The following is a 20,357-nucleotide window of genomic DNA, read 5'->3' as shown; positions in this document are numbered from 1 at the left end:
CGGTGTCTCAGCAGCCGGGGAGGCGCTCGATCAGGTACCGCTCGACCTGGTCGAGGGAGACGCGCTCCTGACCCATCGTGTCCCGGTTGCGGACCGTCACGGCGTTGTCGTCAAGCGTGTCGAAGTCGACGGTCACGCAGAACGGGGTGCCGATCTCGTCCTGCCGGCGGTAGCGGCGGCCGATCGCCTGCGAGTCGTCGAACTCCACCACCCAGCGCTTGCGCAGCAGCGCGGCGAGGTCCTTCGCCTTGGGCGACAGCGCCTCGTTGCGCGACAGCGGCAGCACCGCCACCTTGACCGGGGCCAGTCGCGGGTCGAACCGCATCACCGTGCGCTTGTCCACGCCGCCCTTGGTGTTCGGCGCCTCGTCCTCGTCGTACGCCTCCAGCAGGAAGGCGAGCACCGCGCGGGTCAGACCGGCGGCCGGCTCGATGACGTACGGCATCCAGCGCTCGCCCTTGGTCTGGTCGAAGTACGACAGGTCGACGCCGGAGTGCTTGCTGTGCGTGGAGAGGTCGAAGTCGGTGCGGTTGGCGACACCCTCCAGCTCGGCGAACTCGGTCCCGCCGAACTGGAAGCGGTACTCGATGTCGACGGTGCGCTTCGAGTAGTGCGACAGCTTCTCGGCGGGGTGCTCGTACAGGCGCAGGTTGTCCGCCGAGAGGCCGAGGTCGAGGTACCAGTTCCAGCGCTCCTGGAGCCAGTACTCGTGCCACTGCTCGTCGGTGCCCGGCTCGACGAAGAACTCCATCTCCATCTGCTCGAACTCGCGGGTCCGGAAGATGAAGTTGCCCGGGGTGATCTCGTTGCGGAACGACTTACCGGTCTGCGCGATGCCGAACGGCGGCTTCTTACGGGCGACCGTCTCGACGTTCTTGTAGTTGACGAAGATGCCCTGCGCGGTCTCCGGGCGCAGGTAGTGCATCCCCTCGTCGCTCTCCACCGGGCCCAGGTAGGTCTTCATCAGGCCGTTGAACATCTTCGGCTCGGTGAAGGTGCCCTTGTTGCCGCAGTTGGGGCAGTTGACCTCGGCGAGCGAGGTGGGCGCGTGGCCGTGCTTGGCCTCGTACGCCTCCTCGATGTGGTCCGCCCGGAACCGCTTGTGGCAGAACTGGCACTCGGTGAGCGGGTCGACGAACTCGGCGATGTGGCCGGACGCCTCCCACACCTTGCGGGCCAGGATCACCGCGGAGTCCAGGCCGACGACATCGTCGCGCTGCTGGACCATGGTCTTCCACCACTGCCGGCGGACGTTCTCCTTCAGCTCCACGCCGAGCGGACCGTAGTCCCACGCCGACCGGGTGCCTCCGTAGATCTCGCTGGAGGGGAAGACGAAGCCTCGGCGCTTGGCGAGGCTGACGACGGCGTCGATACGGTCGGCTGGCATGTTTCCTCCTACGCCGGCTGGCGGTCGGCGGGGGCGAGATGTGGATGGATCGGTCGGTTCGGGACAACGGTACGACCACCGGCGTCCCGAGCCCAGCAGAATACCGGGGGCGGGTCAGCTCACCCCGCAGACCTCCATGCCGCCGGTCTGACCGTCCTGGCCCAGGCTGACCTGCTGCCGTTCCCGCTCGCCGCCGTCGAGGGTCACGTCGACTCCGACGGTCAGGTTGGTGGTGTCCACCTCGCCCACCCGGAACCCGGTGACCTGCGGCTCGGCGGCCGCCCGCCGTTCGAACTCGGGGCGGGACTCATGCCGCTGCGCGTCGTCGCAGAGCTGGTCGTACGCCTTGCCGTAGTTGTGCTCGACGAGCGCCTGGTAATAGTCGCCGGTCACCGTGCGGCCCTGCTCGCGTACCGCCTGCACGCCGCTCACGGCCAGGCCGACGACGGCCGTGCCTCCGCCGCCACAGCAGAGCAGCACGGCCAGGGCGCCGACGCCGAGGCCGATCCAGAGCCGGGTCCGCCGACCTTCGGTGGGCGGTGCGGCGAACGGCGGAGCCACACCGGGACCGGGCGGCGGGGCGGGTGCGGTCATAGGAGCAGGGTAGTGCCCGACGGCTCAGCGGTAAGGACCAGCGGCCCGATCACTCTCGGCGACCACCACGGCTCCCCCGGGCGCGGCGTTGGCCAGCGCCTCGTACGCGGACGGCTCGTCGACCGACTCGGCGAGCAGCGGCACCGCGCTCACCTTGACCTCGAAGGCGCCCAGCGCCCGCCGGTAGGTGCCGACCGACTCCCACTCGGTGACGAGTGACCAGTACCGGGGGTCGTCCAGGGCCCGGACCAGTTGACCGCGCAGGTAGCCGGGGCAGGCGGCGAGCGCGGTGAGGGCGGCGTGCGCCCGTTCGGTGAAGCCGTCGGCGGTATCGACGTCGACCACGAACCGGTTGGTCACCAGCACCGGGGGTTCCTCCTCGTAGAGTCTGTGGGATGCAGCGTACGCAGCGCCCCCTGCTGGCCCGTCTGGCCGGGGCGAACCCGACGTCGGTGTTCCTGCTCGCCCTGGTGGTGGTGCTGGTGGCGTTCTTCACGCCGGGGGCGGTGGGTGGGGTGCTGACGTTGGCGCTAGCCGCCGCCCTGATCGCCCTGTTGGCGACCACGTGGTCGGTTCAGGCGCCGCAGACCCGGCTGATCCGGCTGCTGATGCTGACTCTGCTGGTCACGGTGGGTCTGGCGAAGCTGCTCTGACATGCAAGCATGCGTTTTTGACAATCATTGTCGTTACCACGGACAGTTGGGCACATGACCAACCGCACCACGTCCCGCGCCCTGGCCGCCGCGACCGCCCTGCTCGCCCTCGGTACCGTCGCCGGCTGCTCCACCGGTGGCCCGGCCGGCGCCGATCCCCAACGGGTCGACGTGGTGGCCGCGTTCTACCCACTCCAGTTCCTCGCCGAGCGCGTCGGCGGTGACGACGTCCGCGTCACCAACCTGGCCAAGCCCGGCGCCGAGCCGCACGACCTGGAACTGAGCCCACGCCAGGTCGGCGACATCACCGAGGCCGAACTGATCGTCTACCTGAAGGGTTTCCAGCCCGCGGTGGACGAGGCGATCGCGCAGGACGACGATGCCCGCGTGTTCGACGTGGCAAGCGTGCAACCGCTCCTGGACGCGAGCGCCGGGGGCCACAACCACGAGGGCGAAGAGGAACAGGGCGACAAGCGGCACGAGCACGCCAAGGACCCGCACGTCTGGCTCGACCCCACCCGGCTCGCCGCCATCGGCGACCAGCTCGCCCACCAGCTCGGCACGGTCGACCCGGGCCATACCGCCGGGTACACCGCCCGCGCCGCGAGCCTGCGCGCCGACCTGACCGCCCTCGACGGCGAGTTCAGCAAGGGTCTGGCGACCTGCCAGCGGCGGGAGATCGTGACCAGCCACGCCGCCTTCGGCTACCTGGCCGACCGCTACCGCCTCCAACAGGTCGGCATCACCGGGCTGAGCCCCGACGTCGAGCCCTCGCCGCAGCGACTCGCCCAGGTCGTCGAGGAGGCCAAGGAGCACCGAGCCAGCACGATCTTCTTCGAGTCGCTGGTCAGCCCGAAGGTCGCCGAGACGATCGCCGGCCAGGTCGGCGCGAAGACCGCGGTGCTCGATCCGATCGAAGGACTCGCCCCTGGCCGCGACGCCGACTACTTTTCGGTGATGCGTACCAACCTGCAGACCCTGCGGACGGCGTTGAGCTGCTCGTGAGCACCCCCGTCATCACCGTCGAGCACGGCGCGGTCGGCTACGACGGCCGTCCCGTGCTCCAGGACGTCTCACTCACCGTGACCGCCGGAGAGGTGGTCGCGGTCCTCGGCGCCAACGGCTCCGGAAAGTCCACGCTGATTCGCGCGATCCTCGGCCTGGTGCCGCTGGGCGCCGGCTCGATCACCCTCTTCGACCGGCCGTTGCGCCAGTTCCGCCAATGGCAGCGCATCGGGTACGTCCCGCAGCGCCTCGGCGCCGGCGGAGGCGTGCCCGCCACCGTCCGCGAGGTGGTGGCCTCCGGTCGACTGGCCCGCCGGGGCATCCTGCGCCCGCCCGGCGCGGCCGACCGGGTCGCCGTCGACGCGGCTCTGCACGCGGTCGGACTCGCCGACCGGGCCACCGATCCGGTATCCACCCTCTCCGGCGGTCAGCAGCAGCGCACTCTGATCGCCCGCGCGCTGGCCGGCCAGCCGGAACTGCTGATCCTCGACGAGCCCACCGCCGGGGTGGACGCGGCCAGCCAGGAGGCGTTCGCCGGCGCGTTGCGCGACTTCGTCGCCGACGGCGGCACGGTCCTGCTGGTGGCCCACGAGCTGGGCCCGCTGCGACCGGTGATCAGTCGGGCGGTCGTCGTCCACCAGGGCGGCATCTGTCACGACGGCCCGGTTCCGGACCCGGCCGGCCACCACGCGGAGCCCGACCACGACCACGTGCACCCGCACGGTCCCGACGAGCCCGCCGGGCTGTGGAGCAACTGACAATGGAACTCTTCCAGTACCCCTACATGCAGCGTGCCCTGATCGGCGCGCTGGTGATCGGCCTCGCCGCGCCGGCGCTCGGCATCTACCTGGTGCAGCGGCGGCTCACGCTGATCGGCGACGGCATCGGGCACGTGGCGTTGACCGGCGTCGGCGCGGGCCTGCTCCTGAACCGCTCGCCGGTGCTGGTGGCGGTGCTCGTCGCCACCGCCGGCGCGATCGCCATCGAGTTGGTCCGCGCTCGCGGGCGTACCTCCGGCGACCTGGCCCTCGCCCTGCTCTTCTACGGCGGCATCGCCGGTGGCGTCCTGCTGGTCGGCCTCTCGGACGCCACGAGCGCCAACCTCAACGCCTACCTCTTCGGATCTCTGCTCTCCACGTCGACGGCCGACCTGGTCACCGTCGGAGTGCTCGGTGCGGCGATCCTGATCACCATGATCGCCCTGCGGCCGGCGCTCTTCGCGATCAGCCACGACGAGGAGTACGCCCGCGTCTCCGGCCTGCCGGTGCGCACCCTCAACCTGCTGATCGCGGTCACCACCGCGGTCACGGTGACCATCGCGATGCGGGCCGTCGGGGTGTTGCTCATCAGCGCGCTGATGGTGGTTCCGGTGGCCACCGCCCAGCAGGTCACCCGGGGCTTCCGCAGCACGATGACCGCCGCCATGGCGCTCGGATTCTTCGCCGCCGGCTCCGGCGTCTGGGTGGCCGCCAACGCCGACACCCCGCCGGGGGCCTCGGTGGTGCTGCTGGCGATCGCCTCGTTCCTGGTGGTGGCCGTCGCCGGCGCGATCTGGCGTGGGCTGCGCCGCCGTGCCGTGCCAGCGTCCATGACGGCCGCCGAGCCGCACGAGGTCGTCCTGGACTAGGGCGCGTTGTCAACGCCCTCGCTCGTCTGGGCCCGCTGCAGGCCCGCCAGGGGCTTCGGCACGCGCCCTCAGCCTGATCGGCGGATGTCGGTGGTATTGGTTACCGTTGCAAGATGACCAGCGCAACAGGCTACGAGGGTTTCGACGGAGCCAGCGAACTGCTCCGAGCCCTGTCGGCGCCCATCCGGCTGGCCATCGTCAGCGAACTCGCCGACGGCGAACGATGTGTGCACGAGCTGGTCGAAAAGCTGGGCGCCGCCCAACCGCTGGTCTCCCAGCACCTGCGGGTCCTGCGCGGAGCGGGCGTGGTGCGCGGCTCCCGCCGAGGCCGGGAGATCGCCTACAGCCTGGTCGACGAGCACGTCGCGCACATCGTGGCGGACGCGGTCAGCCACGCGGGGGAGGGATCATGAGCGAGAGCGGCGCCGCGGTGCGCAACACCCGGCAGCGCTCGGCGGTGAGCGCGCTGCTGGGCGAGATGGAGGGCTTCCACAGCGCCCAGGATCTGCACGCGATGCTCCGGCAGCGCGGCGAGCGGGTCGGCCTGACCACCGTCTACCGCACTTTGCAGGGGCTGGCCGACGCGGGCGAGATCGACGTGATGCGCCCGCCGGGTGGGGAGCACCTCTACCGCCGGTGCAGCGAGGGGCACCACCACCATCTGGTCTGCCGGGCCTGCGGCCGTACGGTCGAGGTGGCCGGCCCGGCGGTGGAGAGCTGGGCCGACCGGGTCGCCGCCGAGCACGGGTACGCCGACGTCAGCCACACCGTGGAGATCTTCGGCACCTGCCCCGCGTGTGCGCGCTGACCAGCCGTGACGGATCTTCGGTTCACGCCGGTCCAGCCGGCAGGCAGTGCACTGGCACTGCTGGACTGGCAGCACATCCACAACTCGATCATCCCCACGGCTCCCCTGTCGGCCGACGAGATCGTCGCTCGCGCCCAGCGCAACATCCTCGAGGTCGCGTACGTCGACGGGACGGCGGTGGGCTGCTCCACCGTGCGGCCTCCGGCACCCGACGCCGCGACCGTGATCGCACGGGTCCTGCCCGGCAGCCGTCGGCGCGGCTACGGGGAGCAGATCTACCAGCGCGGGCTAACGCAGGCCCGCGAGCTGGGGGCGACCGCGATCGAGACCGTCGTCCTGGCGTCCAACGACGAGGGCCTGCGGTTCGCGCGCCAGCACGGCTTCGTGGAAACCGACCGGTACGTCCTGCCTGGTGACACCATCGCATTCGTGGACCTGCGGCTCGCCTGATCGCGGCTTTCTGTGGACCTGCGGCCAGTCTGATCGGGGCCCGGCTGCGGCGCTCCGGCCGAGGACCTTCCCAGGCGCCGATCGACGGGTGCCGGGCCGCTGTCGTTCGTGGCACGCTGTCCGGCGTGAAGATCTACGCCGATCGGTTTCCGACCGCCGTCCGCCAGTTGCTCACCGACCTGCTCGTCGTCATCTGGGTGTACGTCGCGATCCGCGCCGCACTCTGGCTGCACGACCTGGTGCAGAAGCTCGCCGTACCCGGACAGAAGCTGGAGGGCGCCGGCGCCGGCCTCGCCGACAACCTCGCCGACGCCGGAGGCAAGGTTCGCCGGGTGCCGCTGGTCGGTGACGAACTGACCGCGCCCTTCCAGCGTGCCGCCGACGCCGCCCGAGGGCTCGCCGACGCCGGCCGGGAGCAGCAGCACCTGGTCGACCAGCTCGCCCTCGCCCTCGCCATCGCAGTGCTGATCTTTCCGCTCGGCCTGGTGCTCTTCGGCTGGCTGCCGCTGCGGCTGCGCTGGATGCGCCGGGCCGGATCGGCCGCGAAACTGGCCGCCGGGCCAGCAGGGCGGGACCTGCTCGCGCTCCGCGCGCTGGCCACCCAACCGCTGGGTCGGCTGACCCGGATCGCCCCCGACGTCGCCGAGGCTTGGCGACGCGGCGACGACGAGACAGTCGACGCCCTGGCCGCGCTGGAGCTACGCCAACTCGGCCTACGCAACAAAAGCCGATGAGCCCGACCGTCGTCGCTCTGCTCGTGAGCGCGTGCTTCGTGCGTGAGCCCGTGTCCGTGGATCTTGGCGCATCGGCACGGCGGAGGCGGGGTGGCTGACCGTGATCGACACGAGGTCGGCGATCTGGGGGTGTCCGGGCCGCTGGATACCCCCAGATCGGTGACCTGGTGTGGATCAACCGCCTGTTACCCCCGCCTGCCGCAGTCTGCCTGCGGATCCAGGCCGTTAAGGTCGTCGGGTGTTCTACTTCCTGATCGTCATCGCCGTACTGCTGCTCGGCTACGCCGCCGTTCTGGTCTCCTTCGTCCGCCGGGGCAAGAAGATCCCACCCGCCGCGTACCTCGCCCTGGCCGGGCTGAACGGTCTGATCCTGGCGGGAGTGCTGGCCTGGGCGGTCGCACGCTGACACGGCACGCCGCGACCGGGCGCGACCGGCGGGTTACGGCTTCGGCGGGATACGGCGCCGGACGTCCTCGGCCGTGGACGGGCCGGGCTGCCAGCGGGCCACCCAGGGCAACTCGTCGGACGGGGTGACCACGCCCCCTTCGACGCTCGCGTAGCGGCCGGCGAGGATCCGCTTGGCGGCGGCGGTGTCGACCGAGTCGGTGTTGTCCCAGAGGGCCGCGAACAGGGCGTCCACCCGGACCCGGGCCTGCCGGCAGAACAGGTCGGCCAGCTCGACGTTCTCCGGGCGGGTGTCGCGCTCGGCGGTTGCCCGGACGCAGACGGCGGACATGGCAAACAGTTCCGCGCCGATGTCCACGATTCGCCCGAGGAACGCCTGCTTGCGCTCCATCTTCCCCTGCCAGCGGGACATCGCGTAGAACGTCGAGCGGGCCAGCTTGCGCGAGGAGCGTTCCACCTGGCGCAGGTGGCCGGCGAGGGGGCCGAACTCGGCGTACGCCGATGGGCTCTGGCCCTTGCCGACCGTGAGGGTCGGCAGCCACCTCGCGTAGAACGCTCCCGCGCGGGCGCCGGCGCGGGCCTTGCGGCCGAGTCCCGCCTCCGGGTCGATGATGTCGCCGGCCACCGACAGGTGGGCGTCGACGGCCTCCCGGGCGATCAGCAGGTGCATGATCTCGGTAGAGCCCTCGAAGATCCGGTTGATCCGCAGGTCGCGGAGCACCTGCTCGACGGTGGCCGGGCGTTCCCCGCGGGCGGCCAGCGAGTCGGCCGTCTCGTAGCCGCGCCCACCCCGGATCTGGACCAACTCGTCGGCGATCTTCCAGGCCATCTCACTGGCGTAGAGCTTGACCAGCGCCGCCTCGATCCGGATGTCGTTGCGGTCGTCGTCGGCGAGCAGGCAGCACAGGTCGAGCATGGTCTCCATGCCGTACGTGGTGGCGGCGATGAAGGAGAGCTTCTGGGCGACCGCCTCGTGCGCGCCCACCGGACGGCCCCACTGGACGCGGTCGGCGGCCCATCCCCGGGCGACGTTCAACGCCCACTTGCCGGCGCCGACGCACATGGCCGGCAGGGAGAGCCGGCCGGTGTTCAGCGTGGTCAGGGCGATCTTCAGTCCTTTGCCCTCGCCGCCGATGACGTTCTCGGCGGGCACGAACACGTCGTGGAAGCGGGTCAGGCTGTTTTCCAGGCCGCGCAGGCCGACGAACTCGTTGCGCCGTTCCACGGTGATGCCGGCGCTGTCACCGTCCACCACGAACGCGGTGATGCCGCCGCGTCGCCCATCGGCGGCGGGCACCCGGGCCATCACCACCAGCAGGGTGGCCACGGTGCCGTTGGTAGCCCAGAGTTTCACGCCGTTGAGCCGGTAGCCGGTGCCGTCCTCGGTCGGTTCGGCGGTGGTGGCGAGCCGGGCCGGGTCGGAGCCGACGTCCGGCTCGGTGAGCAGGAACGCGGAGACCTCACCCGCGGCAAGTCGGGGCAGGAAACGCTGCTTCTGCTCGGCGGTGCCGAACATCTTGAGCGGTTGCGGCACGCCGATCGACTGGTGGGCCGAGAGCAGCGCGCCGATCGCCGGGCTGACCGAGCCGGCCAGCATGAGGGCACGGCAGTAGTGCAGGTTGCTCAGCCCCAGGCCGCCGTACTTCCGGTCGATCTTCATGCCGAACGCGCCGAGGTCCGCGAGCCCGTGGAAGACGGAGTCGGGGATGGAGGCGTCCCGCTCGATGGCCGCGCCGTCCACCTCGGAGGTGACGAAGGCGCGGAGCTGGCCGAGGAACTTCTCGGCACGGGCCATGTCGTCCGGGTCGGAGCGCGGCCACGGGTCGATGAGGTCGAGCCGGAACCGGCCGAGGAACAGCTCCTTGCCGAAGCTGGGACGGTCCCAGGTGGACTCGCGGGCCGCCTCGGCGACCCTGCGGGCCTCCTTCTCGGAGACCTGACCGGCCTCGGCGGGCAGCGGTGCGGCGGTGCCAGCGGTGGGCGGGGCAGCGGCTCCGGCGGCGGGCGGCGCAGCGGTGCCGGCGGCGGCTTCGGGATCGGGGCCGTCCGGTGCCGGTCGGCCGTCCTGTGTCGTGGTCACGGCTGCCCCCTCGAAACTCGATGTGGCTGCGTCGACGTGCGCGACTAACGCCACGCTACCCCCGGTTGTTACCCAGGGGTAGCGTGGCGTGAACATCGAGGGAGATCAGCCGGCGCTGAGCGTGGCCGGGTCGTCGTCCTCGTCGTCGATGTCGTCGTCACCCCAGTTGCGCCGCGCGAACGGCAGGAACACCCAGAAGGCGAGGAACCAGAGGCCGGCCAGCGCGCTGAGCACGAAGGCGATCGGCCGGTCCAGCACGAAGTCGGTGATCAGCAGGACCGCGCTGACCATCGCGATGAGCATGAAGCCGAGGCCGCCGGTCGCCATGCGGTGTGCGAACCGCACCAGCTCCGGCTTGCGCCCCTGACGGAACAGCGCCCGGTGGAACGCCACCGGTGAAATGATCATCGCGGTGGCGGCGGCAGCGGCGAGCAGGGCGACGATGTAGACGTCCCGCTGGAACTCGCTGGTCCGGGTGAACCCGTTGCTGAACGGCAGGGTGAGCAGGAAGGCGAAGAGGATCTGCACGCCGGTCTGGGCGACCCGCAACTCCTGGAGCAGGTCGGCGAAGTTGCGCTGCCAACGCTGCTTCTCGGTCTCCTTGGACACGCGCTACCTCCGGTCAGACGGTACTGCCGGCGGTCCCGGCCGCCGGCAGCAACGCCAATGCCCCACACGGCCGAGCACGAAACTGGTTCACGACATGTCCCGGCCATCTGCCGGCCACCCGCCGGACACCGCGACGTCGATCGACCGGACCGGGTCAGGACCCGCGGCGAATCCGACCGGCGTACCGGGCCTCCAGCGCGTTGTTGTGCGCGTCCCCGTCCGGGATGTTGGCCGACAGGTAGACCGGGGGCCGCTCCCCCGCCGCGAGTATCCGGGCGACCACCTCCACGGTGACCTGCTGGGCCAGGAGCGCGGCCGTGATCGAGGAGACCGCGCCGACCGCGCCGCCGCCCGGCAGCGGCAGCGTCGCGTCGCCGTACGGCGCGCCGTTGTCGAGCACCACGTCGGCGAGATCGGCCAACGTGCGTCCGGACGGGTGGCGGGAGGTCATCCGGCCGGAGTGCTGCGCGGAGGTGATCGCCACCAGCGGATGGCCCCGCTCCTTGACCAGCGTGGCGAACTCGACCATCGCGCCGTTGACCCCGGAGTTCGAGGCGAGCACGAAGACGTCGGCGGGCCGTACGGGAGCCAGCTCGTAGAGCCGGTGCGCCACCGCCGGGTCCCGCTCCAGCAGCGGCCCGAGCACGTCGGCCGGCTCGCCGCCGAGCAGCACCAGGTCCCGCAGGGCGATCCGGTTGGTGGGCACCAGCCCGCCCGCCCGACCGGCGATCTCCATGGCGAGGGCCTCCGAGTGCCCGGTACCGAAGGCGTGCACCACCCCGTCGGCGCGTACCGCGTCGGCGATCAGATCGGCGGCCCGGCCCACGGCCTCCCGCTGGCTGGCGGCGACCCGGGACATCGTCTCGGTCACCACGGTCAGGTAGTCCTCGGCACTCACCGTCATACGTCCTCCATCCGTCTGTTGCGGGCGAACCACCGCACCGCGAAGTCGACAGCCGCCCGCTGGCCCACCAACCTCGCCGTTCCGGCGCCCACCGGGCCGACGCGGACCACCGCCGTGTCGTCGAGGTCGCGGCCCAGCGCGCCGAAGTCACTTCCGTCGATCCGGACGTCCTGCCACCACACCCATTCGCGGCCACCGTCGGCGGTCCGCACCGCCGCGCCCAGTCGCTCACGCACGAGGGCGGGTCGGCGGTACTCGGCCAGGTGCAGCGAGGTGTTGACGCTGTGGTCGACCCCGAGCAGCAGGACGTCGGCGTCCAGGTCGTAGAGCCGGGCCAGCGGAGATCCCTCGCCGAGCATGTCGGCCAGGGTGTGCCCGGCGACCACCCGCTCGGCCGCCGGGCCGAGCGCGGCGAAGGACACCTGGGGGTGCCCGCTGCGCAGCGCCGACGGCCAGCAGCGGACCGTCTCGGCGAACACGCCCATGTGCCTGCTCGGCGTGACCACCGGGTCGAAGCCGGGCATCTCGGCGCGGATCAACGGCCACCAGTCCACCGGCACCGGCGGATTCCGCCACTGCGCCGGGTCGCTGTTGTCAGGTGTGTGGGTGGGCACCACGATCGTGCCGTCCGGACCGAGGGCGTCACGCAGGGCGAGCACCAGCGCCTGCGGCCCGCCACAGACGTAACCCAGCGGGCGCATCCCGGCGTGCACCAGCACCGTCGATCCGGGGCGTACGCCCAGTAGGCGCAGCTCCGCGGCGATCGACCGGCGAGTGCCCGGCCCGCCGACGGGAACGGTCACGACTCTCCCCCGCCCGGCACGGCTCAGGCCGTCCCGGCGACCCGCGCCAGGACCGCCTCGGCCAGCACGGCGGGCGCGGCGTCCGGGATCCAGTGGCTCACCCCGCCCAGGGGTACGAAGAGGTAGTCGCCGCTCACGTTCGCGGCGCACGCCTCGGCGGCGGCCCGACCGATCGCGACGTCCCGGTCGCTCCACACGTACGTGGTCGGTACGGCGACCGGGCCGACGGCGGCCAGGTCGGCACGGGACATGGCCCGGTACCAGTTCAGGGCGGCGGTCAGTGCGCCCGGCTCGCGCATCGGGTCGGCGTAGCGGTCGACGCGGGAGGCGTCGCCGACCCCGCCCAGCAGCTTGCGCAGCGCCGTCGCGTGCCACGCCAACAGCACCTTCTCGGCCTTGCCGGGTTTGCGGAACAGCGCGATGTAGGACGAGCGGGCCTTCTGCTGACCGTCGGTGGCGAGCGCGTGCGCCATGGCCGCCGGATGGGGCACCGACACCGCGGTCAACGTACGGACGCGCCGAGGGTGCGCGGCGGCCACCGCCCAGGCCACTATCGCGCCCCAGTCGTGGCCGACCAGGTGCACGGCGTCCAGACCGAGCGCGTCGAGCACCGCGACCGCGTCGGCGACCAGTTCGGGGATGCGGTACCCCGCCACCTCGGCGGGCCGGGCACCCGGCGAGTAGCCCCGCTGGTCCAGCGCGTACGTGCGCAGGCCGGCGGCGTGCAGTGGCGGCACGACCTCGTCCCACTCGCCGCTGTGCTGCGGAAACCCGTGCAGGAGCAGGACGGGGACGCCGTCGGACGGGCCGCCGGTGCGTACCTCGAACGTCAGACCCCGCGCGTCGACCTGCATGATCGTCAGCCTACCCAGCCGTCGTCGTGCCGGCCCGGATGCGCGCACGTCACAACGCCCTGCTGGGCTGTTACCCCTGGTCGGTGCTAGCGTCAGCGAGACAACTTCACATCCGACAGGGGAGCGCACAGCGCTGAGAGTGCGGGCACGCCCGCAGACCCTCGAACCTGATCTGGGTAATGCCAGCGCAGGGAGTTCGGTCGACCTCCAGCCGCGCCGTGAGTCCGGTGCCACCGGACGCGCGGCGTGCGTCTTCTCCTGGTTCGTTTCACTGAACTGGGAGCACAGCATGGACAACACCACCAACCGCTGGCGCACGATCGACATCGTGGTCGCCTCGGTGATCGCGGTCGCCTTCGGCGTCATCTTCTGGGCCTGGGGCCTGGTCTGGAGCGCCACCGAGGGCGCGTTCGCCTTCTTCCCACCGGCGCAGACGCTGATCTACGGCGTGTGGCTGCTGCCGGCCGTGGTCGGCGGGCTGGTCATCCGCAAGCCCGGCGCCGCGCTCTACTGCGAGACGGTGGCCGCGGTCGTCTCCGCGCTGCTGGGCAGCCAGTGGGCCGGCACGGTCATCCCGCAGGGCATCGTGCAGGGCATCGGGGCCGAGCTGGCGTTCGCCGCGTTCCGCTACCGGTCGTACCGGCTGCCGACAGCCGTGCTGGCCGGCGCGCTGACGGGCCTCAGCGCGGCCCTGTTCGACTTCTTCGTCTGGAACGCGGACTACGCGCTGGGCGACTACCGCATCCCGTACGCGCTGCTCACCATCGTCAGCGCCACGATCATCGCGGGTGTCGGCGGCTGGCTGCTCACCCGCGCCCTGGCCAACACCGGCGCCCTGGACCGCCTCCCCTCCGGCCGAACCCGCGCGCTGATCTAGACCTGCGCGCGCACCCCGTGATCAAAAGGTTCGCGTCATCGGCAGGCGGAATTCTGACGCGAACCTCTTGATCACCGGCGAGGACATGGAGGGAGGGGTCGTGGGCGTACTGCTGCGGGGTTTCGGGTGGCGGCACGCCGGGCGGCGGGCCTGGGCCGTACGCGGGGTGGACCTCCGGGTGGAGGACGGCGAGCGGGTCCTGCTGCTCGGGCCCTCGGGGGCCGGCAAGAGCACCCTGCTCAGCGCGCTGGCCGGGCTGCTGGCGGAGGACTCCGGTGAGCAGGAGGGCACCGTCGAGATCGACGGGCTCGACCCCCGCAAGGGCCGGGAACGGGTCGGCATCGTCTTCCAGGACCCGCAGACCCAGCTGGTGATGGCACGCAGCGGCGACGACGTGGCGTTCGGGTTGGAGAACCGGGGCGTACCGACCGACGAGATCTGGCCACGGGTCGACGAGGCGCTGCGGCGGGTCGGCTTCCCGTACCCCCGGGACCGCGGCACCGCCGCCCTCTCCGGCGGCGAGCAGCAGCGTCTCGCCCTGGCGGGCGCGCTGGCGCTGCGGCCCGGCCTGCTGCTGCTCGACGAGCCCACCGCCAACCTCGACCCGGACGGGGCTGCCCTGGTCCGGGGCGCCGTGGCGGGCGCACTGGACGCCGACACCACCCTGATCCTGGTCGAACACCGGGTCGCCGAGGCGTTGCCCCTGGTCGACCGGGTGGTCGTCCTGGAGCCCGGCGGTGGGGTCCGCGCGGACGGGCCACCCGACGTGGTCTTCGCCGCGCACGGTGACACCCTCGCCGCCGAGGGGGTCTGGGTACCCGGCCATCCCGTCGCGCCGCGCCGGGCCACCGCCGCGGCCGGCGACGTGTTGCTCACCGCCGACCGGCTCGGCCTGCCGCCCCGGCTGGGCTCCACCGATCTGACGGTACGCGCCGGAGAGGCGCTCGCCGTGCGCGGACCGAACGGCGCCGGCAAGTCCACCCTGGCGCTGCTGCTCGGCGGGCTGCTCAAACCGGGCACGGGCCGGGTCACCGCCTCGGCCGAGCTGGCCGGCGCCCACCACCGCACTCCCCCGCATCGCTGGCGCGCGCCCGCGCTGGCCCGACGGATCGGGTCGGTCTTCCAGGACCCGGAGCACCAGTTCGTCACCGGCACCGTCTTCGACGAGCTGGCGCTCGGCCCACGCCGGACGGGCCAACCCGAGGCGGCGGTCAAGGAGACGGCGGCCGGGCTGCTGGAGCGGCTGCGGCTGACCAGGCTCGCGGCGGCCAACCCGTACACCCTCTCCGGCGGCGAGGCGCGACGCCTCAGCGTGGCGACGGCCCTGGCCACCGCGCCCCGCCTGCTGATCTGCGACGAGCCCACCTTCGGCCAGGACCGGCGGACGTGGGGCGAGCTGGTCGACCTCTTCGCCGACCTGCGCGACGCCGGGCACGGCGTCGTCAGCGTCACCCACGACGTGGACTTCGTCGCCGCGCTCGCCGACCGCACCGTCACCCTGGAGCGGTCGTGACCGTGCCGGCGCGTCGCGACCGACGCCTCGACGCCGGACGGGAGTCGCACCGATGATCAGCATCGAACCGGTCGCCCGGCCCGGGGCGCCGCTGGCCCGGCGCAACCCGGTGGCGAAGCTCGCCGCCGCACTGCTCTTCTCGTTCACCCTGCTGGCCACGCTCGACCCGCTGGCGCCCGCGATCGCCATCGCCGTCGAACTCGCGGTCCTGCCGCTGTTCGGCCTCCGCTACCGGGTGCTGGCCCGGCGTGCCCTGCCGCTGCTGCTCAGCGCCGTCGGCATCCTGGTCACCCTGGTGCTCTTCGCCGCCGACCAGTCCGGTCGCGTTCTGCTGGACGCCGGCCCGGTGCTGGTGAGCACCGGCGTGCTGTTCACCGCGCTCGGCCTGGTGCTGCGGATCTTCGCGGTGGCCCTGCCCGGCGTGATCGTCTTCGCCACCACCGACCCGACCGACCTGGCGGACGCGTTGATCCAGAACGCGAGGGCGCCGGCGCGGTTCGCCGTCGGGGCGCTGGCCGCGTTCCGGCTGGTGCCGCTGCTCGGTCAGGAATGGCAGATGATCAGCATGGCCCGCCGGGCACGTGGCGTGGACGCCGGACGCAACCCCGTGGCGAAGCTGCGGCTGTTCGCGTCCACGGCGTTCGCGCTGCTGGTCGGAGCGATCCGCCGAGGTACCCGGCTGGCCGTCGCGATGGACGCCCGCGGTTTCGACGCCGACACACCCCGTACCGTCGCGCGCCGCCAGCACTTCGGCCTCGCCGACACACTGCTCGTCGTCGGCGCGTTCGCGCTGGCCGGCGCGGCACTGACGACAAGCATCCTGGTCGGCACCTTCCGCCCCCTGCTCGGCTGACGCCGCCCGACGCCGGACCGCCGTGCACCCCGGCCGCCGTGCGCCGGGCCGCGCCGCGCCGGGCCGCGCCGGGCCGCGCCGGGCCGCGCCAGGCCAGGCCGGGCCAAGCCGCGCAGGCCAGGCCGCGCCGCGCCGCGCCGCGCCGGCGGCAAGATCCGCGCAACTTCAGGGATGTAGTGGCCTCGTCAGCGTGGGAAGCCACTACATCCCTGAAGTTGCTGTCGCGGAGTCGTGCGCCAGAGCGGGCGCACGGCTCGGTCAGCTTCGCCGGAAGGCGTAGCGGCGGGTCTGCCCCGCCGCCTGGCTGCGGCCACCGGTCGAACGGTTGCCCCGGCCCGTGGGCGGCCCGGCCGTCGGTGCTGACGGTCGGCTGGCCGGCGTGGGCAGATCCTCCACCGCAGGCGCCTCGACAGCCGCCGGCACGTCGACAGGCAGCGCCGCGTCGGCCGGGACCGCTCCGGGCCGGAGCGGCTCGACGGTCACCGCCGGGTCGACCAGCGCCGCCAGTGGCGCGGACTCGACGGACGCCGCCGGGTCGACCAGAGCCGCCGGCAGCGTCGGCGCCGCCGGCTCAACCAGCGCCGCCGGCAGCGCGGGCTCCACGAGCGCCGCCAGTGGCGCCGGTTCGACCAGCACCGCCGGCAGGGCCGGTTCGACCAGCACCGCCGGCAGGGCCGGTTCGACCAGCACCGCCGGCAGGGCCGGTTCGACCGCGACATCGGGGCTGGACGGCGGGCTCGTGCCGCGACCAGTCGTCGGGCCGTGGTCCGCCGCCGGAACCTGTCCGGACGGGGGCGTCTTGGGGATACGGGACTTCTTCGGGTTACGCCTGGCGGGCATCCGGGTCTCCTTCGGTGCCGACCGTCCCGGCCGTTCCCGCGCTCCGGCGGTCGGTCGGATCGGCTGGTGACCGTCGCGGCGCGACGGTCGGATGGGAAGGGACTGCTCACCGGGAATCAGGAAGGCTCGACGCCGCCGAACGGCGGGGACGCGCGACGCCCGGGAGCGCACGGACCGCGACGCGGGGCGGCGGACCGGCTCGGAAAAAGGGGCGTCAGTTACGCATGCCGGAACCCTAACCGTCACACGAGGAGACGCGCACCCTGTTTACTGGCACGATCGGCGCATGCTGATCGCGTTCTCGATCACCCCGCTCGGCGGCGGCGACTCCGTGGGCGACCTCGTGGCCGAGGCGGTACGGGTGGTCCGCGAGTCCGGGCTGCCGAACCGGACCGATGCCATGTTCACCACCGTCGAGGGCGAGTGGGACGAGGTGATGGCGGTGGTCAAGCGGGCGGTCGACGTGGTGGCCGCGCAGGCGCCCCGGGTGAGCGTCGTCCTCAAGGCAGACGTCCGGCCCGGTGTCACCGACGCGCTCACCGCGAAGGTGGCGCGTGTGGAGGAACGACTCGCCCAGCGGTGAGCGACCGGTGGACGGACGGGCCGCGACCAGGCGGTGACCCGCCGTGGGACGACCTGCCCGCGATGCCGTGTGCCGCGATACGGTCGCAGGGACAGTTCGACGGCGAGAGGTGGCGGCACGAATGGCTCAGCAGGCGACAGCGCAGATCGGCGTGACCGGGCTGGCGGTGATGGGCCGTAACCTGGCCCGCAACCTGGCCCGTAACGGCTTCACCGTGGCGGTGCACAACCGGTCCCCGGAACGCACCCGCAGCCTTGTCGCCGAGCACGGTGACGAGGGCACCTTCGTGCCCGGTGAGTCGATGGCCGACTTCGTGGCGTCGCTGGAACGGCCCCGCGCGGTGATCGTGATGGTCAAGGCGGGTGCGCCCACCGACGCGGTCATCGACGAGCTGGTGCCGCTGCTGGACGAGGGCGACATCATCGTCGACTGCGGCAACGCCCACTTCGCCGACACCCGCCGCCGCGAGGAGTCGCTGCGCGCGCAGGGGCTGCACTTCAGCGGCACCGGCGTCTCCGGCGGCGAGGAGGGCGCGCTGCTCGGCCCGAGCATCATGCCGGGCGGTTCCACCGAGTCGTACGCGAAGCTCGGGCCGATGTTCGAGAAGATCGCCGCCCAGGTGGACGGTGTGCCGTGCTGCACGCACGTCGGGCCGGACGGCGCCGGGCACTTCGTCAAGATGGTGCACAACGGCATCGAGTACGCCGACATGCAGCTCATCGCCGAGGCGTACGACCTGCTGCGGGCCGGTCTGGACGCGACGCCGGCGGAGATCGCCGAGATCTTCCGCGACTGGAACAGCGGCGAGCTGGAGTCGTTCCTCATCGAGATCACCGCCGACGTGTTGGCGCACACCGACGCGGCGACCGGCCGCGCGTTCGTCGACATCGTGCAGGACCGGGCCGAGCAGAAGGGCACCGGCCGGTGGACCGTGCAGAGCGCCCTCGACCTGGGCATTCCGATCACCGGGATCGCCGAGGCGACGTTCGCGCGCTCGTTGTCCGGGCACGTCGACCAGCGCGAGGCGGCCCGCCGGGCCTTCCCGGACGCCGGTGACAAGTGGCAGGTGGCCGACCGGGACGCGTTCGTCGAGGACGTCCGCCGGGCGCTGCTCGCTTCCAAGATCGTCGCGTACGCCCAGGGCTTCGACCACATCCGGGCCGGCAGCAGCGAGTACGACTGGGACATCGACCTGGGCGGCACGGCGACCATCTGGCGGGGTGGCTGCATCATCCGGGCGCGCTTCCTGAACCGCATCCGCGAGGCGTACGACGAGCAGCCCGACCTGCCGACGCTGCTGGTCGCGCCGTACTTCGCCGAGGCGGTCAGCGCCGGCGTGCCGAGCTGGCGGCGGGTGGTGGCCGACGCGGCGCAGGCGGGTGTGCCGACGCCGGCGTTCTCGTCGTCGCTGGCGTACTTCGACGCGCTGCGCGCCGAGCGGCTGCCCGCCGCGCTGATCCAGGGCCTACGGGACAACTTCGGCGCGCACACCTACCAGCGCGTGGACCGCGAGGGCTCGTTCCACACCACCTGGGCCGGCGACAAGACGGAGTCCCCGGCGTAAGGCACGACGCACGACGCACGGCATGATCGTGCTCGATCCACGATGTAGTGGCCTCCCGTGTCAGGGAGGCCACTACATCCATGTTCGGGCGCGATCATCTCGTGGACGCGGCTGCGCTCAGGCGACGGTGGCGTGCATCTCCCACACGAGGATCTCCGCCGGCTCGTCGGCGGTGACCCGTCGGCCGCCGGTCATGGTGAGCCGCGCCGCGTCTCCGGTGCCGAGTGGACCGCTGCCTTCCAGGGTGACCGTGCCGTCGGGCACGTACAGGTGCACGAAGGGCGCGTCCGGGATGGTGACCTCGTCGCCGGGGCGGAGGCGGGCGGCGTGCAGCGTCGCGTACCGGTTGCGAATCCGGATCGCGGACGCTCCGTCGTAGCGGTCCATTCCCGAGGCGATCGGCACCAGGCCGCCGCGCAGCAACTCGTCCTCGATCTCCAGCTGCTCGTAGCCGGGGTCCACACCCTGCTCGTCCGGGAGCACCCACATCTGCACGAAGTGCACGGGGTCGCTGTGCGGCTGTTGGTTGTCCAGGAGCCGCCACGCGTCGTTCTTCTCCGAGTGCAGGATGCCGGTGCCGGCGCTCATCCGCTGCGCCAGGCCCGGGTAGATGACCCCGGAGTGGCCGGTGGAGTCCTGGTGCACGAGCGAGCCGCGCAGCACCCAGGTCACGATCTCCATGTCCTGGTGCGGGTGGGTCTCGAAGCCGGCGCCCGGCCGGACCACGTCATCGTTGTTGACCAGCAGCAGGCCGTGATGGGTGTTGGCCGGGTCGTAGTGCCGGGAGAACGAGAAGGAGTGCTTGGAATCCAGCCAGGAGATCCGAGTGGCGAAGCGGTCGTCGGCACGGCGTACGTCGACGGCCGGGGCGGCTGCGGTCACCAGGCACGCTGCCCGGCGTCGGGAGTCGAGGGCGCCCAGGTCAGGGCCGGCTCTCCGGTGGCCAGTTCGGCGATCTCACCGGTCCGCAGCGCGGGCGTGTGACCGAACTCGGCACAGTGCTGCTCGGCGATCTCGGCGCAGATCTCGGCAACCTGCTCACAGATCGGGTCGCCCAGGTCGGCCGCGTTCAACGCCATGATCATTTTGTACCGGAGATCCCGCACACCCAACCACCCCCACCCGACAGGTCCCGCCCCCTCCCGAACCCTACCGACCCCCACCACCCCAAACCCCCAAATCCCCCACCCCACCCAGCCCCCACCCCACCCCAC

The 20,357-nt window shown here is 72.2% G+C and carries 25 protein-coding genes and 1 riboswitch; of the genes, 14 read left to right on the top strand and 11 right to left on the bottom strand.

The genetic code is table 11. The features are described from left to right. Positions 1 to 7: 7 nt before the first annotated feature. The 3 genes from ABZV06_RS25255 to ABZV06_RS25245 form a co-directional block, all read right to left on the bottom strand. Positions 8 to 1,387 (bottom strand): glycine--tRNA ligase, encoded by a 1,380-nt coding sequence (locus tag ABZV06_RS25255; protein WP_234587283.1) that lies wholly within the window; start codon positions 1,385 to 1,387, stop codon positions 8 to 10. A gap of 114 nt (positions 1,388 to 1,501) precedes the next feature. Beyond that, positions 1,502 to 1,981 (bottom strand): hypothetical protein, encoded by a 480-nt coding sequence (locus ABZV06_RS25250; protein WP_355244215.1) that lies wholly within the window; start codon positions 1,979 to 1,981, stop codon positions 1,502 to 1,504. A gap of 24 nt (positions 1,982 to 2,005) precedes the next feature. Then, positions 2,006 to 2,347, bottom strand: a complete 342-nt coding sequence (locus tag ABZV06_RS25245; RefSeq protein WP_355244213.1) for an antibiotic biosynthesis monooxygenase — start codon at positions 2,345 to 2,347, stop codon at positions 2,006 to 2,008. Between the two features lie 29 nt (positions 2,348 to 2,376). Here ABZV06_RS25245 and ABZV06_RS25240 point away from each other — a divergent pair, with 29 nt between their 5' ends. The 9 genes from ABZV06_RS25240 to ABZV06_RS25200 all read left to right on the top strand — a co-directional run bounded on the left by ABZV06_RS25240 (position 2,377) and on the right by ABZV06_RS25200 (position 7,664). Further along, positions 2,377 to 2,634: a hypothetical protein gene (locus ABZV06_RS25240; protein ID WP_355244210.1), complete on the top strand. Its 258-nt coding sequence runs from the start codon at positions 2,377 to 2,379 to the stop codon at positions 2,632 to 2,634. Positions 2,635 to 2,688: 54 nt separating this feature from the next. After that, positions 2,689 to 3,639 (top strand): metal ABC transporter substrate-binding protein, encoded by a 951-nt coding sequence (locus ABZV06_RS25235; RefSeq protein ID WP_355624609.1) that lies wholly within the window; start codon positions 2,689 to 2,691, stop codon positions 3,637 to 3,639. Next, complete coding sequence (locus ABZV06_RS25230; protein ID WP_355244205.1) at positions 3,636 to 4,397, top strand: metal ABC transporter ATP-binding protein; 762 nt, start codon at positions 3,636 to 3,638, stop codon at positions 4,395 to 4,397. Before ABZV06_RS25235 ends, ABZV06_RS25230 begins: the two co-directional genes overlap by 4 nt. A 2-nt stretch (positions 4,398 to 4,399) precedes the next feature. Then, the gene (locus ABZV06_RS25225) at positions 4,400 to 5,266 is read left to right on the top strand and encodes a metal ABC transporter permease (RefSeq protein ID WP_355244202.1); all 867 of its coding nucleotides are present in this window, start codon (positions 4,400 to 4,402) and stop codon (positions 5,264 to 5,266) included. 113 nt (positions 5,267 to 5,379) lie between these two features. Continuing rightward, positions 5,380 to 5,679 (top strand): metalloregulator ArsR/SmtB family transcription factor, encoded by a 300-nt coding sequence (locus ABZV06_RS25220; RefSeq protein WP_282257156.1) that lies wholly within the window; start codon positions 5,380 to 5,382, stop codon positions 5,677 to 5,679. Beyond that, positions 5,676 to 6,074, top strand: a complete 399-nt coding sequence (locus ABZV06_RS25215; RefSeq protein WP_355244198.1) for a Fur family transcriptional regulator — start codon at positions 5,676 to 5,678, stop codon at positions 6,072 to 6,074. The genes ABZV06_RS25220 and ABZV06_RS25215 overlap by 4 nt, the downstream gene beginning before the upstream one ends. A 6-nt stretch (positions 6,075 to 6,080) precedes the next feature. After that, positions 6,081 to 6,524: a GNAT family N-acetyltransferase gene (locus ABZV06_RS25210; protein ID WP_355624607.1), complete on the top strand. Its 444-nt coding sequence runs from the start codon at positions 6,081 to 6,083 to the stop codon at positions 6,522 to 6,524. Between the two features lie 125 nt (positions 6,525 to 6,649). Then, entirely contained in the window at positions 6,650 to 7,258 is a 609-nt protein-coding gene (locus ABZV06_RS25205) for a hypothetical protein (RefSeq protein WP_355244193.1), read from the top strand. A gap of 238 nt (positions 7,259 to 7,496) precedes the next feature. Then, positions 7,497 to 7,664 carry a hypothetical protein gene (locus tag ABZV06_RS25200; protein ID WP_355051277.1) on the top strand — a complete coding sequence of 56 codons (168 nt, stop codon included), beginning with the start codon at positions 7,497 to 7,499 and terminating at the stop codon, positions 7,662 to 7,664. A 33-nt stretch (positions 7,665 to 7,697) separates the two neighbouring features. Here ABZV06_RS25200 and ABZV06_RS25195 read toward each other — a convergent pair whose 3' ends face one another. The 5 genes from ABZV06_RS25195 to ABZV06_RS25175 all read right to left on the bottom strand — a co-directional run bounded on the left by ABZV06_RS25195 (position 7,698) and on the right by ABZV06_RS25175 (position 12,913). After that, entirely contained in the window at positions 7,698 to 9,743 is a 2,046-nt protein-coding gene (locus ABZV06_RS25195) for an acyl-CoA dehydrogenase family protein (protein ID WP_355244190.1), read from the bottom strand. 105 nt (positions 9,744 to 9,848) lie between these two features. Next, positions 9,849 to 10,352, bottom strand: a complete 504-nt coding sequence (locus ABZV06_RS25190) for a DUF6328 family protein (RefSeq protein WP_355244188.1) — start codon at positions 10,350 to 10,352, stop codon at positions 9,849 to 9,851. A gap of 154 nt (positions 10,353 to 10,506) precedes the next feature. Beyond that, on the bottom strand, positions 10,507 to 11,256 hold the full coding sequence (locus tag ABZV06_RS25185; protein WP_355244185.1) for an SIS domain-containing protein: 750 nt from the start codon (positions 11,254 to 11,256) through the stop codon (positions 10,507 to 10,509). Continuing rightward, on the bottom strand, positions 11,253 to 12,059 hold the full coding sequence (locus tag ABZV06_RS25180; RefSeq protein ID WP_355244182.1) for an AAC(3) family N-acetyltransferase: 807 nt from the start codon (positions 12,057 to 12,059) through the stop codon (positions 11,253 to 11,255). Before ABZV06_RS25180 ends, ABZV06_RS25185 begins: the two co-directional genes overlap by 4 nt. Positions 12,060 to 12,082: 23 nt before the next feature. Further along, on the bottom strand, positions 12,083 to 12,913 hold the full coding sequence (locus ABZV06_RS25175) for an alpha/beta fold hydrolase (protein ID WP_355624605.1): 831 nt from the start codon (positions 12,911 to 12,913) through the stop codon (positions 12,083 to 12,085). A gap of 107 nt (positions 12,914 to 13,020) precedes the next feature. After that, positions 13,021 to 13,125: riboswitch (TPP riboswitch) on the top strand. A gap of 77 nt (positions 13,126 to 13,202) precedes the next feature. Here ABZV06_RS25175 and ABZV06_RS25170 point away from each other — a divergent pair. From ABZV06_RS25170 to ABZV06_RS25160, 3 genes are all read left to right on the top strand, one after another. Further along, entirely contained in the window at positions 13,203 to 13,790 is a 588-nt protein-coding gene (locus ABZV06_RS25170) for an ECF transporter S component (protein ID WP_355244176.1), read from the top strand. 85 nt (positions 13,791 to 13,875) lie between these two features. Then, positions 13,876 to 15,303, top strand: coding sequence for an ABC transporter ATP-binding protein (locus ABZV06_RS25165; RefSeq protein ID WP_355244174.1), 1,428 nt, complete (start codon positions 13,876 to 13,878; stop codon positions 15,301 to 15,303). Positions 15,304 to 15,355: 52 nt separating this feature from the next. Next, complete coding sequence (locus ABZV06_RS25160) at positions 15,356 to 16,156, top strand: energy-coupling factor transporter transmembrane component T (RefSeq protein WP_355624603.1); 801 nt, start codon at positions 15,356 to 15,358, stop codon at positions 16,154 to 16,156. Positions 16,157 to 16,414: 258 nt separating this feature from the next. Here ABZV06_RS25160 and ABZV06_RS25155 read toward each other — a convergent pair whose 3' ends face one another. Beyond that, complete coding sequence (locus ABZV06_RS25155; RefSeq protein WP_355624602.1) at positions 16,415 to 16,996, bottom strand: hypothetical protein; 582 nt, start codon at positions 16,994 to 16,996, stop codon at positions 16,415 to 16,417. Positions 16,997 to 17,282: 286 nt separating this feature from the next. Between ABZV06_RS25155 and ABZV06_RS25150 the strand changes: the two genes are divergently transcribed. Further along, the gene (locus ABZV06_RS25150) at positions 17,283 to 17,579 is read left to right on the top strand and encodes an MTH1187 family thiamine-binding protein (RefSeq protein WP_355244165.1); all 297 of its coding nucleotides are present in this window, start codon (positions 17,283 to 17,285) and stop codon (positions 17,577 to 17,579) included. Positions 17,580 to 17,700: 121 nt separating this feature from the next. Further along, on the top strand, positions 17,701 to 19,143 hold the full coding sequence (gene gndA / locus ABZV06_RS25145) for an NADP-dependent phosphogluconate dehydrogenase (RefSeq protein WP_355624600.1): 1,443 nt from the start codon (positions 17,701 to 17,703) through the stop codon (positions 19,141 to 19,143). A gap of 117 nt (positions 19,144 to 19,260) precedes the next feature. Here gndA and ABZV06_RS25140 read toward each other — a convergent pair whose 3' ends face one another. Beyond that, positions 19,261 to 20,025, bottom strand: coding sequence for a pirin family protein (locus ABZV06_RS25140; RefSeq protein ID WP_355244159.1), 765 nt, complete (start codon positions 20,023 to 20,025; stop codon positions 19,261 to 19,263). Beyond that, complete coding sequence (locus ABZV06_RS25135; RefSeq protein WP_355244157.1) at positions 20,022 to 20,222, bottom strand: thioredoxin reductase; 201 nt, start codon at positions 20,220 to 20,222, stop codon at positions 20,022 to 20,024. Before ABZV06_RS25135 ends, ABZV06_RS25140 begins: the two co-directional genes overlap by 4 nt. Positions 20,223 to 20,357: the final 135 nt, after the last annotated feature.

Source organism: Micromonospora sp. NPDC005172, from assembly GCF_040608555.1.
Lineage (GTDB): Bacteria > Actinomycetota > Actinomycetes > Mycobacteriales > Micromonosporaceae > Micromonospora.
This window is presented reverse-complemented; position numbering and strand designations above follow the sequence as displayed.

Bases quoted from the DNA above. Each gene is read 5' to 3' on its own strand.
- ABZV06_RS25250 (WP_355244215.1), bottom strand. From the start codon at position 1,981: ATGACCGCACCCGCCCCGCCGCCCGGTCCCGGTGTGGCTCCGCCGTTC.
- ABZV06_RS25255 (WP_234587283.1), bottom strand. From the start codon at position 1,387: ATGCCAGCCGACCGTATCGACGCCGTCGTCAGCCTCGCCAAGCGCCGA.
- ABZV06_RS25220 (WP_282257156.1), top strand. From the start codon at position 5,380: ATGACCAGCGCAACAGGCTACGAGGGTTTCGACGGAGCCAGCGAACTG.
- ABZV06_RS25165 (WP_355244174.1), top strand. From the start codon at position 13,876: ATGGAGGGAGGGGTCGTGGGCGTACTGCTGCGGGGTTTCGGGTGGCGG.
- ABZV06_RS25160 (WP_355624603.1), top strand. From the start codon at position 15,356: ATGATCAGCATCGAACCGGTCGCCCGGCCCGGGGCGCCGCTGGCCCGG.
- ABZV06_RS25215 (WP_355244198.1), top strand. From the start codon at position 5,676: ATGAGCGAGAGCGGCGCCGCGGTGCGCAACACCCGGCAGCGCTCGGCG.
- ABZV06_RS25235 (WP_355624609.1), top strand. From the start codon at position 2,689: ATGACCAACCGCACCACGTCCCGCGCCCTGGCCGCCGCGACCGCCCTG.
- ABZV06_RS25185 (WP_355244185.1), bottom strand. From the start codon at position 11,256: ATGACGGTGAGTGCCGAGGACTACCTGACCGTGGTGACCGAGACGATG.
- ABZV06_RS25150 (WP_355244165.1), top strand. From the start codon at position 17,283: ATGCTGATCGCGTTCTCGATCACCCCGCTCGGCGGCGGCGACTCCGTG.
- ABZV06_RS25175 (WP_355624605.1), bottom strand. From the start codon at position 12,913: ATGCAGGTCGACGCGCGGGGTCTGACGTTCGAGGTACGCACCGGCGGC.
- ABZV06_RS25155 (WP_355624602.1), bottom strand. From the start codon at position 16,996: ATGCCCGCCAGGCGTAACCCGAAGAAGTCCCGTATCCCCAAGACGCCC.
- ABZV06_RS25170 (WP_355244176.1), top strand. From the start codon at position 13,203: ATGGACAACACCACCAACCGCTGGCGCACGATCGACATCGTGGTCGCC.
- gndA (WP_355624600.1), top strand. From the start codon at position 17,701: ATGGCTCAGCAGGCGACAGCGCAGATCGGCGTGACCGGGCTGGCGGTG.
- ABZV06_RS25240 (WP_355244210.1), top strand. From the start codon at position 2,377: ATGCAGCGTACGCAGCGCCCCCTGCTGGCCCGTCTGGCCGGGGCGAAC.
- ABZV06_RS25225 (WP_355244202.1), top strand. From the start codon at position 4,400: ATGGAACTCTTCCAGTACCCCTACATGCAGCGTGCCCTGATCGGCGCG.
- ABZV06_RS25135 (WP_355244157.1), bottom strand. From the start codon at position 20,222: ATGGCGTTGAACGCGGCCGACCTGGGCGACCCGATCTGTGAGCAGGTT.